The sequence below is a fragment of the Polaromonas sp. P1_E12 genome (assembly GCF_056405975.1).
The window spans coordinates 482,144-497,621 of the sequence record NZ_JBFUBB010000001.1; the positions used below are offsets into that span (position 1 = coordinate 482,144).

Sequence of the window (15,478 nt, forward strand, 5' to 3'; positions counted from 1 at the left end):
GATGGTTTCCCCCATGATTTCTGAACAAACCAGAGCGCGCTTCGACCGCGAAGTCGCCAAATACCCCGCGGACCAGAAACAGTCGGCCGTCATGGCCTGCCTGACCGTCCTGCAGGAAGAGCACGGCTACGTGAGCGCCGAGAGCGAAAAAGTCGTGGCCGAATACCTCGGCATGGCGCCCATCGCCGTGCATGAAGTCACCACCTTCTATAACATGTACAACCAGCGCCCCGTTGGCAAGTACAAGCTCAACGTCTGCACCAACCTGCCTTGCCAGCTGCGCGACGGCGCCAAGGCGCTGAAGCACCTGGAGCACAAACTGGGCATCGCCATGGGCGAGACCAGCGCCGACGGCCTCTTCACGCTGCAGCAATCCGAATGCCTGGGCGCCTGCGCGGATTCCCCGGTGATGCTCGTCAATGACCTCACCATGTGCAGCTTCATGAGCAACGAGAAGCTGGACCAGCTCATCGAAGGCCTTCAATCCGCCGAGGCAAAGCAACCATGACGCTCGCACCCCTGAATCCCCACAGCGCAGCCGCGCAAAGCGTGCTGTCCCAGTTCTCGGCCACCGGCGTGCAGACCTGCTTTCACGGCCGGCACATTAACCCGCAAATTCTGGCCGACCTCAACGGCAGCAACTGGCGGCTCAAGGACTACGAAGCGCGTGGCGGCTACCAGGCCCTGCGCAAGATCCTGAAACAGGATGGCGGCGAGGGCATGACGCCCGACCAGGTCATCGCTGAAGTCAAGGCCGGCAGCTTGCGCGGCCGTGGTGGCGCAGGTTTCCCGACCGGGCTCAAGTGGAGTTTCATGCCGCGCCAGTTCCCGGGCCAGAAATACCTGGTCTGCAACTCGGATGAGGGTGAGCCGGGCACCTGCAAAGACCGCGACATCATGCAGTACAACCCGCACAGCGTGATCGAAGGCATGGCGATCGCCGCCTACGCCATGGGCATCAGCGTGGGTTACAACTACATCCACGGCGAAATCTTCGCGACCTACCAGCGCTTTGAAGAAGCCCTGGAAGAAGCACGCGCTGCCGGCCTGCTGGGCGACAACATTTTCGGCAGCGGTTACAGCTTTCAGCTCCACGCCTCGCACGGTTTCGGCGCCTACATCTGCGGCGAAGAAACCGCGCTGCTCGAATCGCTCGAAGGCAAAAAAGGCCAGCCGCGCTTCAAGCCGCCGTTCCCGGCCAGCTTCGGTCTCTATGGCAAGCCCACCACCATCAACAACACCGAGACCTTTGCGGCCGTGCCCTGGATCATCCGCAACGGCGGCCAGGCCTACCTTGAATGCGGCAAGCCCAACAACGGCGGCACCAAGATCTATTCGGTTTCGGGCGACGTCGAGCTGCCCGGCAACTACGAAGTACCCATGGGCACGCCGTTCTCCAGGCTGCTCGAACTCGCCGGCGGCGTGCGCAAGGGTCGCACACTCAAGGCCGTGATTCCCGGTGGGTCGTCGGCGCCCGTGTTGCCGGCTTCCATCATGATGGAATGCACCATGGACTACGACTCCATCGCCAAGGCCGGCTCCATGCTGGGCTCGGGTGCGGTGATCGTGATGGACGACAGCCGCTGTATGGTCGAGTCGCTTAAGCGCCTGTCCTACTTCTACATGCACGAATCCTGCGGCCAATGTACCCCCTGCCGCGAAGGCACGGGCTGGCTCTGGCGCGTCGTGGACCGCATCCACAACGGCCACGGCAAACAAACCGACATGGACCTGCTCAACTCGGTGGCTGACAACATCCAGGGCCGCACCATCTGCGCGCTGGGCGACGCTGCGGCCATGCCGGTGCGCGCCATGATCAAGCATTTCCGCCATGAGTTTGAAGCCATGATCAAGACGCCAGCCCCTCAGGCTCCCACATCCCAGGCTTCGGCTGCTGCGCAAGCCTGAGTAGCGGAAAGAAAAAAATATGGTTGAAATAGAACTCGACGGCCAGAAGGTGGAAGTGCTGGAAGGCAGCACGGTGATGCATGCGGCCGAAAAAGCCGGCACCTACATTCCGCACTTCTGCTATCACAAGAAACTCAGCATTGCCGCCAACTGCCGCATGTGCCTGGTCGACGTGGAGAAGGCGCCCAAGCCCATGCCGGCCTGCGCTACGCCCGTCACGCAAGGCATGATCGTGCGCACCAAGAACGACAAAGCCATCAAGGCCCAGAAGGGCGTGATGGAGTTCCTGCTGATCAATCACCCGCTGGACTGCCCGATCTGCGATCAGGGCGGCGAGTGTCAGTTGCAGGATCTTGCCGTAGGTTACGGCGGCAGCGAATCGCGCTACGAAGAAGAAAAGCGCGTGGTCTTCCACAAGGACGTCGGCCCGCTGATTTCCATGCAGGAAATGAGCCGCTGCATCCATTGCACGCGCTGCGTGCGCTTCGGCCAGGAAGTGGCCGGCGTGATGGAACTCGGCATGTCGCATCGCGGCGAACACGCCGAGATCGAAACCTTCGTCGGCATGTCGGTGGATTCCGAGCTGTCCGGCAACATGATCGACATCTGCCCGGTTGGCGCGCTGACCAGCAAGCCTTTCCGCTACAGCGCCCGTACCTGGGAGCTGTCGCGCCGCAAGTCGGTCAGCCCGCACGATTCGACCGGTGCCAACCTGATCGTCCAGGTCAAGAGCAACAAGGTCATGCGTGTCGTGCCCCTGGAGAACGAAGACGTCAACGAATGCTGGATCGCCGATCGCGACCGCTTTTCGTATGAAGCCCTCAACGGCGATGAGCGCCTGACCAGCCCCATGCTCAAGCAAGGCGGCGAATGGAAAACCGTCGACTGGCAGACCGCCCTTGAATACGTGGCCAACGGCCTCAAGCAGATCAAGGCCGATCACGGCGCCGGCAGCATCGGTACTCTGGCTAGCCCGCACAGCACGCTCGAAGAGCTGTACCTGGCCGCCTCCCTGATGCGCGGCCTGGGCAGCGAGAACATCGATTACCGCCTGCGCAACGCCGAGTTCGCCCCGCCCTCGGCCATCCGCTGGCTGGGCACCTCCATCGCCTCGCTGTCGCAGCTGCAGCGCGTGCTGGTGGTCGGGTCTAACCTGCGCAAGGACCATCCGCTGTTCGCGCAGCGCATACGTCAGGCTGTCCGCAAGGGCGGGGCGTTGAGCGCCATTAACTCCGCCGCCGAACTGGCAAACGCCGACGCGTGGGCCATGCCTGTCGCCAATAGGCTGCTGGCAGCGCCCGAAGCCTGGACCCAGTCCCTGGCCGATGTGGCGGCAGCGATTGCCGCCGACAAAGGCGTCACGGCGCCGGCCGTCGGCCAGGCCACCGATGCCGCCAAGGCCATCGCCAAGTCCCTGCAGGGCGGCGAGCGCAAAGCCATCCTGCTGGGCAACGCCGCAGCGCACCATGCCAACGCTTCCAGCCTGCTGGCGCTTGCCAACTGGATAGGCGCGCAGACCGGCGCCACCGTGGGTTACCTGACAGAAGCCGCCAATACCGTGGGTGCCCAACTGGCCGGCGCCTTGCCTGCCGGCAAGGGCCTGAATGCCGGTCAGATGCTGGGCGGCCAGCTCAAGGCCGTGATTCTGCTCAACAACGAACCCGAGTTTGACTCGGCTGCCGGCGCCAGTGCCAAGTCTTCGCTCAACGCCGCACAGATGGTCGTGACGCTGAGCCCTTTCAAGGCCAACATGGGCTTCAGCGATGTGCTGCTGCCGATTGCGCCTTTCACCGAAACGCCCGGCACCTTTGTGAACGCCGAGGGCCGCGTGCAAAGCTTTCACGCCGTCGTCAAGCCGCTGGGCGATACCCGTCCGGCCTGGAAGGTGCTGCGCGTGCTCGCCAACGTGCTGGGCTTGCCCGGCTTTGATTTCGAATCCTCGCAGGACGTACTCAAGCAGGTCGCGGGTGCCGATGCGGCGCAGCTTCCCGCGGACAAGCTCGGCAACAGCACCCAGGCCGCTGTCGACCTGTCGGCCGCTATCGTCCAGGTGCCTGCGGTGGCCAGCATTTACCAGCTCGACGGGCTGGTCAGGCGCGCGACATCGCTGCAGCTGACGGCGGATGCCCGCCAGGCCGCCGGCCTCGAAGCCAGGCTCGAAGGAGTGACGGCATGATTGATGGAATCTTCGCCTTCGGCCAGGGTTTGATGGGCGGCATCTGGCCAGCCACGGTGTGGCCAGTGTTGTGGACGCTCATCAAAATCGTCTGCGTGCTGTTGCCGCTGATGGGTCTGGTGGCCTACCTCACCTTGTGGGAACGCAAGGCCATCGGCTTCACCCAGATTCGCCTGGGCCCCAACCGGGTCGGGCCTTTCGGCCTGCTGCAGCCGATTGCCGATGCGCTCAAGCTGCTGACCAAGGAAATCATCATCCCCACGGCAGCCAGCAAGGGCCTGTTTGTGCTCGGCCCCATCATGACCATCATGCCGGCCCTGGCCGCCTGGGCCGTGATTCCCTTCGGGCCCGAGATCGCGCTGGCCAACATCAATGCAGGCTTGCTATTCCTGATGGCTATTACCTCACTCGAGGTCTATGGCGTGATCATCGCGGGATGGGCTTCGAACTCCAAATACGCCTTTCTGGGCGCCATGCGCGCTTCGGCGCAAATGGTCAGCTATGAAATCGCGATGGGCTTCTGCCTGGTGGTGGTGCTCATGGTGTCGGGCAGTCTCAACATGACAGACATCGTGATGAGCCAGGGCAAGGGCACGCTGGCCAGCCATGGCTGGACTTTCCTGTCCTGGAACTGGCTGCCACTGCTGCCGATCTTTGTCGTGTACTTCATCTCCGGCCTGGCTGAGACCAACCGCCACCCCTTCGACGTCGTCGAAGGCGAGTCCGAAATCGTGGCTGGCCATATGGTCGAGTACTCGGGCATGGCTTTCGCGATGTTCTTTCTCGCTGAATACGCGAACATGTGGCTGGTCGCCATCCTGGCCGTGCTGCTGTTCCTGGGCGGATGGCTGCCGCCTGTTGAAGCCCTGAGCTTCATCCCCGGCTGGATCTGGCTAGGCGCCAAGACCTTTGTGGTCGTCACCATGTTCCTGTGGGTGCGCGCCACCTTCCCGCGCTTTCGTTATGACCAGATCATGCGTTTGGGTTGGAAGATTTTTATCCCCGTGACCCTGGTCTGGCTGGTGGTCGTCGGGGCCTGGATGCAGACGCCGTACAACATCTGGAAGTGACTATGAGCCCCCACGTTCGCTCACTTCGTGTAGCTCTCTGCCCCCCGAGGGGGCCGCTGCGCCTGCGGTCTGGCAAAGCCAGTCCCGCGGCCCCTGCTTGCATCAACGCATCGCCGGCAAGCTCCACTTCCGCAGGAAATTGATATGTCCACCGTAGCTTCCATCAAAGACTTTGCGTCGAGCTTCATGCTCACCGAGCTGTTCAAGGGCATGGCCCTGACTGGCAAGTACATGTTTAGCCGCAAGATCACGGTCCAGTTCCCTGAGGAAAAAACCCCGCTGAGCCCGCGTTTTCGCGGCCTGCACGCGCTGCGCCGTTATGAAAACGGCGAAGAGCGCTGCATCGCCTGCAAGCTCTGCGAAGCGGTGTGCCCGGCCATGGCCATCACCATCGAATCTGACGTGCGCGAAGACGGCAGCCGCCGCACCTCGCGCTACGACATCGACCTGACCAAATGCATCTTCTGCGGTTTCTGCGAAGAAAGCTGCCCGGTCGACTCCATCGTCGAGACTCACATCTTTGAATACCACGGCGAAAAACGCGGTGACCTGTATTTCACCAAAGAGATGCTGCTGGCCGTGGGTGACCGGTATGAATCCGAAATCGCCGCCAGTCGCGCGGCTGACGCCAAGTACCGCTGAATCCCAAGCCGCTGGCTCAAGAAAGAATCCACAACAACATGGACGCTAAAACAGGTCTTTTTTATGTTTTTGCCGCGGTGCTGCTGTTTGCAGCATTCAAGGTGATTACCGCGCGCAACCCCGTGCATGCGGCGCTGTACCTCGTGCTGGCATTTTTCCAGGCATCCGCCGTCTGGATTCTGCTCAAGGCCGAGTTCCTGGCCATCACGCTGGTGCTGGTTTATGTGGGCGCCGTGATGGTGCTGTTCCTGTTCGTCGTGATGATGCTGGACATCAACATCGACAGTGTGCGCAAAGGTTTCTGGAAGCACTTCCCGCTGGCCGGCTCCGTGGGGGCCATCATCGCGCTGGAAATGTCCTATGTGCTGATGGGTGGCTTCCGTGAACCCCCGAAAGCTGCAACTGCGGCGGGTCAGATCGGCGCGCAGGTCTCCAATACCAAGGAACTCGGCAAGCTGCTGTACTCGGAATACCTCTATCCACTGGAAGTTGCCGCGGTGATCCTGCTGGTGGCCATCATTGCCGCCATCGCGTTGACCTTGCGTGCGCGCAAGGACTCCAAATACCAAAATCCTTCAGAGCAGATCCGGGTTAAGCGCGCGGACCGCGTCAGCTTGGTCAAGATGAAATCCGTCGTGGCCGCACCGGTTGCCGCCGCGACCGCTACAACCGCCGTTCCCGCCGAGGAGAAGAAAGCATGACTCTCACCCTGGGACATTTTCTTTCGCTGGGCGCGATGCTGTTCGCGCTGTCGGTCATCGGCATCTTCCTGAACCGCAAAAACCTGATCGTGCTGCTGATGGCCATCGAACTCATGCTGCTGGCGGTCAACATGAACTTCGTGGCCTTCTCGTACTACCTGAATGACATGGCTGGTCAGGTTTTTGTGTTCTTTATCCTGACCGTCGCGGCGGCTGAATCGGCCATCGGCCTGGCCATCCTGGTGCTGCTGTTCCGCAACAAGTCCAGCATTAACGTAGACGAACTCAATATGCTCCAGGGCTAATGATGACGCTCCCCCCCGAAGCGGCCTTCGGCCGCCTCCCCCTCAAGGGGGCGCCGCTGACGGTCCGGCAAAGCCGGTTCCGTGGCGGCCTTGGCATGGCTTCCTTGTTTGCCTGCGTAACTTGCTTGGCGGAAAAAAACTAATATGGCATCCACCCTCAACGCTTCAACTCTGCTGGCCGTTCCGTTGGCACCCCTGGCCGGCGCCCTGGCGGCCGGTATCCTCGGCACCTCTTTTGGCGGCAACTGGATAGGCCGTCGCCTGTCGCACACCCTCACCATCCTCGGCGTGCTGGTGGCCTTCATCATTTCGGCAATGACGCTCAAGAGCGTGGCCATCGATGGCGCGCGCTTCAACGAGACGCTCTACACCTGGATGAACGTCGGCGGCCTGAAGATGGAAATCGGCTTCCTGGTTGACGGCCTCACGGCCATGATGATGTGCGTGGTGACCTTTGTGTCGCTCATGGTGCACATCTACACCATAGGCTACATGGAAGAAGACGAGGGCTACAACCGCTTCTTTGCCTACATCTCGCTGTTCACCTTCTCCATGCTGATGCTGGTGATGAGCAACAACATGCTGCAGCTGTTTTTCGGCTGGGAAGCCGTGGGCCTGGTGTCTTACCTGCTGATCGGCTTCTGGTTCAACAAGCCGACCGCCATCTTCGCGAACATGAAGGCCTTCCTCGTCAACCGCGTGGGCGACTTCGGTTTCATCCTCGGCATTGGCCTGATCGCTGCCTATGCCGGCACACTGAACTACGGTGAGGCCTTTGCCAAGGCCGGCGAGCTTTCCAAGCTGAGCTTCCCGGGCACCGGCTGGATGCTGGTAACCGTGATCTGCATCTGCCTCTTCATTGGCGCCATGGGCAAGTCGGCGCAATTCCCTTTGCACGTCTGGTTGCCGGATTCCATGGAAGGCCCAACCCCGATCTCCGCGCTGATTCACGCGGCAACCATGGTGACGGCCGGCATCTTCATGGTGGCGCGCATGTCACCGCTGTTTGAGCTCAGCGATACCGCGCTCAGTTTCATCATGGTGATTGGCGCCATCACGGCCTTGTTCATGGGTTTCCTCGGCATCATCCAGAATGACATCAAGCGCGTGGTTGCGTATTCCACACTCTCGCAGCTGGGTTACATGACGGTGGCGCTGGGCGCCTCGGCCTATTCTGTCGCGGTGTTCCATCTGATGACGCACGCTTTCTTCAAGGCGCTGCTGTTCCTGGCCGCCGGCTCGGTCATCATCGGCATGCACCACAACCAGGACATCCGCTGGATGGGCGGCGTGCGCAAGTACATGCCTATCACCTGGATCACCTCACTGCTGGGTACACTGGCCCTTATAGGCACGCCTTTGTTCGCGGGGTTCTACTCCAAGGACAGCATCATTGAAGCCGTGCATGAAAGCCATCTGGCAGGCGCCGGCTTTGCCTACTTCGCGGTGCTGGCGGGCGTTTTTGTGACGGCCTTCTATTCATTCCGCCTGTATTTTCTGGTGTTCCACGGCAAGGAACGTTTTGACCAGAACCCCGATGCGCACCACCATGGCCACGACGATCACGGCCACCATGACGAGCATCATGAGCCGCACGAGTCCCCCTGGGTCGTGACAGTGCCGTTGATCCTGCTGGCGATCCCGTCCGTGGTCATCGGCTTTATGACGATTGAGCCCATGCTGTACGGTGACTTCTTCAAGGATGCCATCCTGGTGAATCTCGAAAAACATCCCGCCATGGAAGAGCTGAAGCGGCTGTTCCACGGTCCGGCCCAGATGGCCTTGCACGGGCTGACGGCTGCGCCGTTCTGGCTGGCCTTGTCGGGCTCGGTGCTGGCCTGGTACATGTACATGATCAACCCGGCCCTGCCGGCCGCGATCAAGCGCATGTGCATGCCAGTCTTCACGTTGCTCGAGAACAAGTACTACCTTGACTGGTTCAATGAGAACGTATTGGCCCGGGGCACGCGCGCACTTGGTACCGCACTCTGGAAGGGCGGCGACCAGAAGCTGATCGATGGCGCGCTGGTCAACGGTTCATGGAAGCTGGTTGGCTGGGTTTCCGGCATGGTGCGCCGGCTGCAGTCCGGCTACATCTACCACTATGCCTTCGGCATGATCATTGGCGTGTTTGTGTTGATGACGTATTTCGTCTGGCTCAATCGCTGATCAGTTCAACAAAATCAAGGAAGAACAAGAATGGGTTTGTTGAGTCTTGCGATCTGGACGCCGATTGTTTTCGGTGTGGTTCTGCTGGCACTGGGCCGTGACGAGCAGGCGCGCAGCGTTCGCTGGGTCGCGCTGATAGGCGCGGTCGTCAGCTTCCTGGTGACGTTGCCTTTGTACAGCGGTTTTCAGCTGGATACGTCGGCCATGCAGTTTGTCGAAAAGGGCAGCTGGATCCAGCGGTTTAATGTCAACTACCACGTGGGTGTTGACGGCATTTCGCTGTGGTTTGTGCTGCTGACGGCTTTCATCAATGTGGTCGTCATCATCGCCAGCTGGGAAGCCATCACCACGCGCGTGAACCAGTACATGGCTTCTTTCCTGATCCTCAGCGGACTCATGATTGGCGTGTTTGCGGCACTGGACGGCATTCTGTTTTACGTGTTCTTTGAAGCCACGCTGATCCCGATGTACCTGATCATCGGCATCTGGGGCGGTCCCAACAAGATCTATGCGGCCTTCAAGTTTTTCCTGTACACCTTGCTCGGCTCCCTGCTGATGCTGGTGGCACTGATCTTCCTGTACAACAAGTCGGGCGGCAGCTTCGACATCCTGACCTGGCACAAGCTGCCTCTGGGCAGCACGGTGCAGACATTGCTGTTCTTCGCCTTCTTCGCAGCCTTTGCCGTCAAAGTGCCGATGTGGCCAGTCCACACCTGGCTGCCCGATGTGCACGTTGAGGCCCCCACAGGTGGTTCGGCCGTGCTGGCCGCCATCATGCTGAAGCTGGGCGCTTACGGTTTCCTGCGCTTCTCGATGCCTATCGCTCCGGATGCTGCGCATGAATGGTCCTGGCTGATGATTGCCCTGTCCTTGATTGCTGTCATCTATGTTGGTTTGGTTGCACTGGTGCAGCAGGACATGAAAAAGCTGGTGGCTTATTCGTCTGTGGCCCACATGGGCTTTGTCACCCTGGGCTTTTTCATCTTCAACGACCTGGGCGTTTCCGGCGGCATCGTGCAGATGATCGCCCACGGCTTTGTGTCGGGCGCGATGTTCCTGTGCATTGGTGTACTGTACGACCGCGTCCATTCGCGCGAAATTGCCAGCTACGGCGGCGTGGTGAACACCATGCCCAAGTTTGCGGCCTTTGCCCTGCTTTTTGCCATGGCCAACTGCGGCCTGCCGGCCACAGCCGGTTTCGTCGGCGAGTGGATGGTGATTCTGGGTGCGGTCAAATACAACTTCTGGATAGGCGGCGCGGCAGCGACGGCGCTCATATTTGGCGCAGCCTACACCCTGTGGATGTACAAGCGCGTTTACCTGGGCCCCGTGGCCAATGACGACGTCAAGGCACTCGTCGACATCAACAGCCGCGAATTCCTGATGCTGGCGTTGTTGGCTATCGCTGTGCTGTACATGGGCATCTATCCCAAGCCGTTTACCGATGTGATGAATACTTCAGTGGCGGACCTGCTCAAGCATGTCGCAGCCTCCAAACTGAACTGAAGATGAACTGAAGCAACTACAAAGAATTCAGATGATTGACAAACTCTCCTGGATCACGGTTTATCCGGAAATCGTCCTCCTGACCATGGCCTGCGTGATTGCGCTGGTGGATCTGGGCGTCAAGACGCCGCAGCGTACGCTGACCTACGTGCTCACGCTGTTGACCCTGGCCGTCGTGGCGGCCATGGAGGCTGCCTACGCCTCTGGAGGCCAGACCTTCTATGGTTTCGGCAACATGGTTGTCAGCGACCCCATGGGCGGCTGGCTCAAGTGCTTTGCCTGTATCACCGTGATGATTACGCTGGTCTATGGCCGCCCTTACGCGGCAGATCGCGACATGTTGCGCGGCGGTGAATTCTTCACGCTGAGCCTGTTCGCGCTGCTGGGCATGTTCGTCATGATCTCGGGCCACAACTTCCTGGTGATCTACATGGGCCTGGAATTGCTGACCCTGTCCAGCTATGCGCTGGTGGCCCTGCGTCGCGACAACGCCACTGCCACCGAAGCCGCCATGAAGTACTTCGTGCTGGGCGCGCTGGCTTCGGGTTTCCTGCTGTATGGTCTTTCGATGCTGTACGGCGCGACCGGCTCCCTGGACCTCAACGAGGTGTTCAACGCGATTGCCAGCCGCCAGGTCAAGCATCAGGTACTGATTTTCGGCTTGGTCTTCATCGTGGCTGGCCTGGCCTTCAAACTGGGCGCTGTGCCTTTCCATATGTGGCTGCCTGACGTCTACCAGGGTGCGCCTACAGCCGTGACCCTCCTGATCGGTGGAGCGCCGCAGCTCGCGGCCTTCGCTATCTGTATCCGCCTGCTGGTCGAAGGCCTGTTGCCGCTGGCAATTGACTGGCAGCAGATGCTGGGATTGATGGCGATCGGCTCGCTGCTGGTGGGCAATCTGGCCGCAATTGCGCAGTCCAACCTCAAACGCATGCTGGCGTTCTCCACCATCTCGCAAATGGGTTTCCTGTTGCTCGGCCTGCTGGCCGGCGTGGTCAACGGCAACCAGCTCAACACCGAATCGGCCTACAGCGCAGCGATGTTCTATGCCCTGACTTATGTGCTCACCACCCTGGGTGCTTTCGGCATCATCATGCTGCTGGCACGCGCCGGGCACGAGTCCGAAGAGATCGTCGATCTGGCCGGCCTGAACCAGCGCAGCCCGTTGTACGCCGGCGTGATGGCCATCAGCATGTTCTCGCTGGCCGGCCTGCCGCCGCTGGTGGGGTTTTATGCCAAGTTGTCCGTCCTGCAGGCGCTGATTTCCTCGCAACAAACCAGCTACATTGTGCTGGCCGTTTTTGCGGTGATCATGTCGCTGGTGGGCTCCTTCTATTACTTGCGTGTGGTCAAGGTTATGTACTTTGATGCACCCTTGGCCCATAACGCCCAGCCGGTTTCTGCGCCGGCAGATGCCAAGGCAGTGCTGGCCATCAATGGTGCGCTCATCCTGATCCTGGGCATCATGCCTGGCGGTTTGATGACCCTGTGCGCGCAGTCCATCAGCAGCATCGTCAAATCACTGGGTAGCTGACCCCTGCCATGACCCAAACTGCTTCAGTCTGGCTGGTCGTGCTGCTGGCCTTGCTGGCAGCCAACCTGCCTTTCATCAGCAATCGCCTGTTCGCGGTCTACGCGCTCAAGTTGCCGAAAAACCTGGCGATCAGGGCCGCAGAGCTGGTGGTCTGGTACCTGGTTGTCGGCGGTCTGGGTTTATACCTTGAGCAGCGGAGCGGCCAGATTGCACCGCAAGGCTGGGAGTTTTATGCCATCACCGGCACGCTCTTCATCACCTTTGCGTTTCCCGGATTCACCTGGCGCTACCTGTTCAAGCACCGCCCATGAGCGCATCTTCCGGTCCTGATCAAGCCGGTGCAATTGCCGACGCGCACCTCGTCGAGACCTGCATCGACTCGGTCGAGATCCTGAGAGGGAATTTCCTGCATGCCTTGCGTGATACCGTCAGGCTGCCCGACGGCAAGCAGGCAACGCGCGAATACGTCATTCACTCCGGTGCCGTGATGGTCGTGGCGCAACTGGACGACGGGCGTCTGGTGCTGGAGCGCCAGTACCGCTACCCCATGCGTTCCGTGATGGTGGAGTTTCCCGCGGGCAAGCTCGATCCGGGCGAAGGCTCGCTGGCCTGCGCCCAGCGTGAACTGCTGGAGGAAACCGGTTACACCGCGCGTGAGTGGGCGAGGGCAGGCGTGCTGCATCCGGTGATCTCCTATTCCACCGAATTTATTGACATCTGGTTTGCGCGCGGGTTGACCCCCGGCCAGCGCAAGCTGGATGCCGGGGAGTTTCTGGACGTCTTTACGGCAACACCCGCTGAGCTTCTTGCCTGGTGTGCCAGCGGCGAGGTCACGGATGCAAAAACATTGACAGGCGCCCTGTGGCTGCAAAACGTGCTGTCCGGGGCGTGGGCTTTGGACTGGCAAACTGCAACACCCTGATCCCCCGGCGATAATCCGGCCATGAAAGTCCTGAATCTCCAGTGTGCGCACCAGCATTCATTTGAAGGCTGGTTTGCGTCCGAGGACGACTTCCAGGCCCAGCTGTCGCGCGGCCTGATCGAATGCCCGATGTGCGCCGACAAAAGCATCCAGAAACTTCCCAGTGCACCACGCCTCAACCTGGGCGGCCATGACATCGTAAGCGCAGGCAGCCGGGCTGCTGCGTCTTCACAAGTTGCCATTTCGAACCCGGTGCGGGGCGCCGAAGGCGAGGCCACCGCCATGGCGGGTATACCGGCCGCAAAGAGTCACGCAGAGCAGGCCGCGTTCCTGAAGGCCTTGCGTCATGTGATGGCGCATACCGAAGATGTCGGAAGCCAGTTTGCGGATCAGGCCCGCCGCATGCACTATGGCGAACTTGAGGCGCGCAGCATTCGCGGCCAGGCCAGTGTGCGCGAAGCTGTGGAGCTGATCGAGGAAGGCATAGACGTTATGCCTTTGCCCTTGCCGGCGGCGGTCAAGGAAACACTTCAGTAAAGCGATTTCCCGCAGCCTGTCAGGGATTCAACTCTTCAACAGAGATTTCTCCATACAGGCTCAGAAGTCGCTGGTCGCCCAGAATGTAGTCACGCATACGCCGTACGACCAGGCTTTTCCACTCCGAAAACCACGGGATGGTTGTCACGCCTTTAAATTCATTGGGTAGCAGAGCCTTATAAGTGAGGCGGCCATTTTCACCAGTTTGCTCCTTAACGTAGAAGTACGCTTCTCTCTTGAAATACACATCGGCTCCAGCTTCTTTGTAAATGAGGCAGAAGTCATTCGAGTCGTTTCGTATCATGGCTGGTGAAACGTACTCGATGGAGAATTCGGTGCTTTGCATGGATTGCCTGATCCTGAGTGAGCGGGTGAGCCGAACTTCCTGGCGCCGGCCAGGCACTGGAGGTCATGGTGTGCGGGCCATGGTAATTGAGGTCACCCATAACGCGTGGCCGCTTAAAAAAGCGGCGGCACCCGAGAGTATCGCCGCTTCATGGCTATCGTTGCTTCTGCCGACTCTCAGGGCAGTACCGGATCAAGGATACAGGCCGCGCAACTCGCGCGTGTGCAGGATTCGCTTGCAGGCCACGATGAAGGTGGCGGTACGCAGGCTGACCTTCTGGTCTTGCGCCACGGCCCAAACACCGGCAAAGGCGTCTTTCATGATTTTCACCAGGCGCTTGTTGATTTCTTCTTCGTCCCAGAAGAAGCTGGAAAAATCCTGCACCCATTCAAAGTAGCTGACGGTCACGCCGCCGGCATTGGCGATCACGTCCGGCAGCACCAGCACGTTGCGGTCATGCAGGATGTCGTCGGCGGCGGGCGTGGTCGGGCCGTTCGCGCCTTCAATGATCATGCGCGCCTTGATGCGGCCGGCATTGGCCGCCGTGATCTGCTGCTCAAGTGCGGCCGGGATCAGGATGTCGCACTCCACGTCCCAGAACGCGTCATTGGCAATGACTTCGGCTTCGGTGAATCCGGCCACGCTGCCGTTGGCTTCCACATGACGCAGCAGCGCCGGCACATCGAGGCCGGCTTCACGGTAAATCGTGCCACCGTGGTCTTGCACCGCGACCACGCGTGCACCGGTTTCGGCAAACAGTTTGCCCGCCACGCCGCCCACATTGCCAAAGCCCTGCACGGCGACTCGCGCCGTACTGATATCGAGGCCGATGTGCTTGGCCGCTTCGGTGCCCACGGTGAACACGCCGCGCCCCGTGGCTTCACGCCGGCCCAGCGAGCCGCCCAGGTCGACCGGCTTGCCCGTGACAACGCCGGTTGAGGTAGAGCCGGTGTTCATCGAGTAGGTGTCCATCATCCACGCCATGATCTGGTCGTTGGTGTTGACGTCCGGCGCCGGGATGTCCTTGTTGGGGCCGATGATGATGCCGATCTCGCTGGTGTAGCGGCGCGTCATACGCTCCAGCTCGCCACGCGAAAGCTTCTTCGGGTCGACGCGGATGCCGCCTTTGGCACCGCCGTAAGGCACGTTCACCGCCGCGTTCTTGACCGACATCCAGGCCGACAGTGCCATCACTTCAGACAGTGTGACGTCCTGGTGGAAACGCACGCCGCCCTTGCCTGGGCCGCGCGAAACGTTGTGCTGCACACGGTAGCCTTCAAAGTGCGCCACGGTGCCGTCGTCCATGTGAATCGGCACGTCCACGATCAGCACACGCTTGGGCCGCTTCAGGGTTTCAGCCCAGCGCGCCAGGCTGCCCAGGTGGGGAATGACGCGGTCTACCTGCTGCAGGTAGTTGCCCCAAGGGCCCAGGTTGTCCGCCTGCAGGTAAGAGGGAAGCGGGTGAGACCCGGCAGGGGTGGAAACGGAAGAGGCGGCTGCGTGTGACATTGAAAAAGCTCCTTGTGGGATTTCTTGCGGGAAAGTCTGCGGGAAGAATCAATGCACGGAGCTTAAGAGCCCCGGTCTAAATAGTCCAAGGCATTGTTGAGCAAAATCTATGCAAATAATGCATATCACTGATTTTGATGGCCGCCAGAGCTG

15 protein-coding genes are annotated in these 15,478 nt (G+C 60.4%); 13 read left to right on the forward strand and 2 right to left on the reverse strand.

Features of this window, described 5'->3' with window-relative positions:
• Positions 1-13: 13 nt before the first annotated feature.
• From nuoE to AC1D13_RS02405, 13 genes are all read left to right on the forward strand, one after another.
• Positions 14-508 (forward strand): NADH-quinone oxidoreductase subunit NuoE, encoded by a 495-nt coding sequence (gene nuoE / locus AC1D13_RS02345; protein ID WP_457279064.1) that lies wholly within the window; start codon positions 14-16, stop codon positions 506-508.
• Entirely contained in the window at positions 505-1,908 is a 1,404-nt protein-coding gene (gene nuoF, locus AC1D13_RS02350) for an NADH-quinone oxidoreductase subunit NuoF (RefSeq protein WP_477688869.1), read from the forward strand. Before nuoE ends, nuoF begins: the two co-directional genes overlap by 4 nt.
• Before the next feature lie 19 nt (positions 1,909-1,927).
• On the forward strand, positions 1,928-4,084 hold the full coding sequence (nuoG, locus tag AC1D13_RS02355) for an NADH-quinone oxidoreductase subunit NuoG (RefSeq protein WP_477688870.1): 2,157 nt from the start codon (positions 1,928-1,930) through the stop codon (positions 4,082-4,084).
• The gene (gene nuoH / locus AC1D13_RS02360; protein WP_457279061.1) at positions 4,081-5,154 is read left to right on the forward strand and encodes an NADH-quinone oxidoreductase subunit NuoH; all 1,074 of its coding nucleotides are present in this window, start codon (positions 4,081-4,083) and stop codon (positions 5,152-5,154) included. Before nuoG ends, nuoH begins: the two co-directional genes overlap by 4 nt.
• Positions 5,155-5,298: 144 nt before the next feature.
• Entirely contained in the window at positions 5,299-5,796 is a 498-nt protein-coding gene (nuoI, locus tag AC1D13_RS02365; RefSeq protein WP_457279060.1) for an NADH-quinone oxidoreductase subunit NuoI, read from the forward strand.
• 38 nt (positions 5,797-5,834) lie between these two features.
• Positions 5,835-6,497: an NADH-quinone oxidoreductase subunit J gene (locus tag AC1D13_RS02370; protein WP_477688871.1), complete on the forward strand. Its 663-nt coding sequence runs from the start codon at positions 5,835-5,837 to the stop codon at positions 6,495-6,497.
• Entirely contained in the window at positions 6,494-6,802 is a 309-nt protein-coding gene (gene nuoK / locus AC1D13_RS02375) for an NADH-quinone oxidoreductase subunit NuoK (protein WP_477688872.1), read from the forward strand. The genes AC1D13_RS02370 and nuoK overlap by 4 nt, the downstream gene beginning before the upstream one ends.
• A 144-nt stretch (positions 6,803-6,946) precedes the next feature.
• On the forward strand, positions 6,947-8,971 hold the full coding sequence (gene nuoL, locus AC1D13_RS02380; RefSeq protein WP_457279058.1) for an NADH-quinone oxidoreductase subunit L: 2,025 nt from the start codon (positions 6,947-6,949) through the stop codon (positions 8,969-8,971).
• A gap of 30 nt (positions 8,972-9,001) precedes the next feature.
• Positions 9,002-10,477 carry an NADH-quinone oxidoreductase subunit M gene (locus AC1D13_RS02385; protein ID WP_457279057.1) on the forward strand — a complete coding sequence of 492 codons (1,476 nt, stop codon included), beginning with the start codon at positions 9,002-9,004 and terminating at the stop codon, positions 10,475-10,477.
• A gap of 31 nt (positions 10,478-10,508) precedes the next feature.
• Positions 10,509-12,011: an NADH-quinone oxidoreductase subunit NuoN gene (gene nuoN, locus AC1D13_RS02390; RefSeq protein WP_457279056.1), complete on the forward strand. Its 1,503-nt coding sequence runs from the start codon at positions 10,509-10,511 to the stop codon at positions 12,009-12,011.
• An 8-nt stretch (positions 12,012-12,019) separates the two neighbouring features.
• Positions 12,020-12,322: a DUF2818 family protein gene (locus AC1D13_RS02395; RefSeq protein WP_457279055.1), complete on the forward strand. Its 303-nt coding sequence runs from the start codon at positions 12,020-12,022 to the stop codon at positions 12,320-12,322.
• Positions 12,319-12,933: an NUDIX domain-containing protein gene (locus AC1D13_RS02400; RefSeq protein ID WP_457279054.1), complete on the forward strand. Its 615-nt coding sequence runs from the start codon at positions 12,319-12,321 to the stop codon at positions 12,931-12,933. Before AC1D13_RS02395 ends, AC1D13_RS02400 begins: the two co-directional genes overlap by 4 nt.
• Before the next feature lie 21 nt (positions 12,934-12,954).
• Positions 12,955-13,470, forward strand: a complete 516-nt coding sequence (locus tag AC1D13_RS02405) for a DUF1178 family protein (protein WP_477688873.1) — start codon at positions 12,955-12,957, stop codon at positions 13,468-13,470.
• A gap of 19 nt (positions 13,471-13,489) precedes the next feature.
• On the opposite strand, the gene AC1D13_RS02410 is transcribed toward AC1D13_RS02405, so the two are convergent.
• A complete protein-coding gene (locus AC1D13_RS02410) occupies positions 13,490-13,816 on the reverse strand; it encodes a hypothetical protein (protein WP_457279052.1) in 327 nt (108 codons plus the stop codon).
• Between the two features lie 192 nt (positions 13,817-14,008).
• Complete coding sequence (locus AC1D13_RS02415) at positions 14,009-15,325, reverse strand: Glu/Leu/Phe/Val family dehydrogenase (RefSeq protein ID WP_457279051.1); 1,317 nt, start codon at positions 15,323-15,325, stop codon at positions 14,009-14,011.
• Positions 15,326-15,478 lie beyond the last annotated feature (153 nt).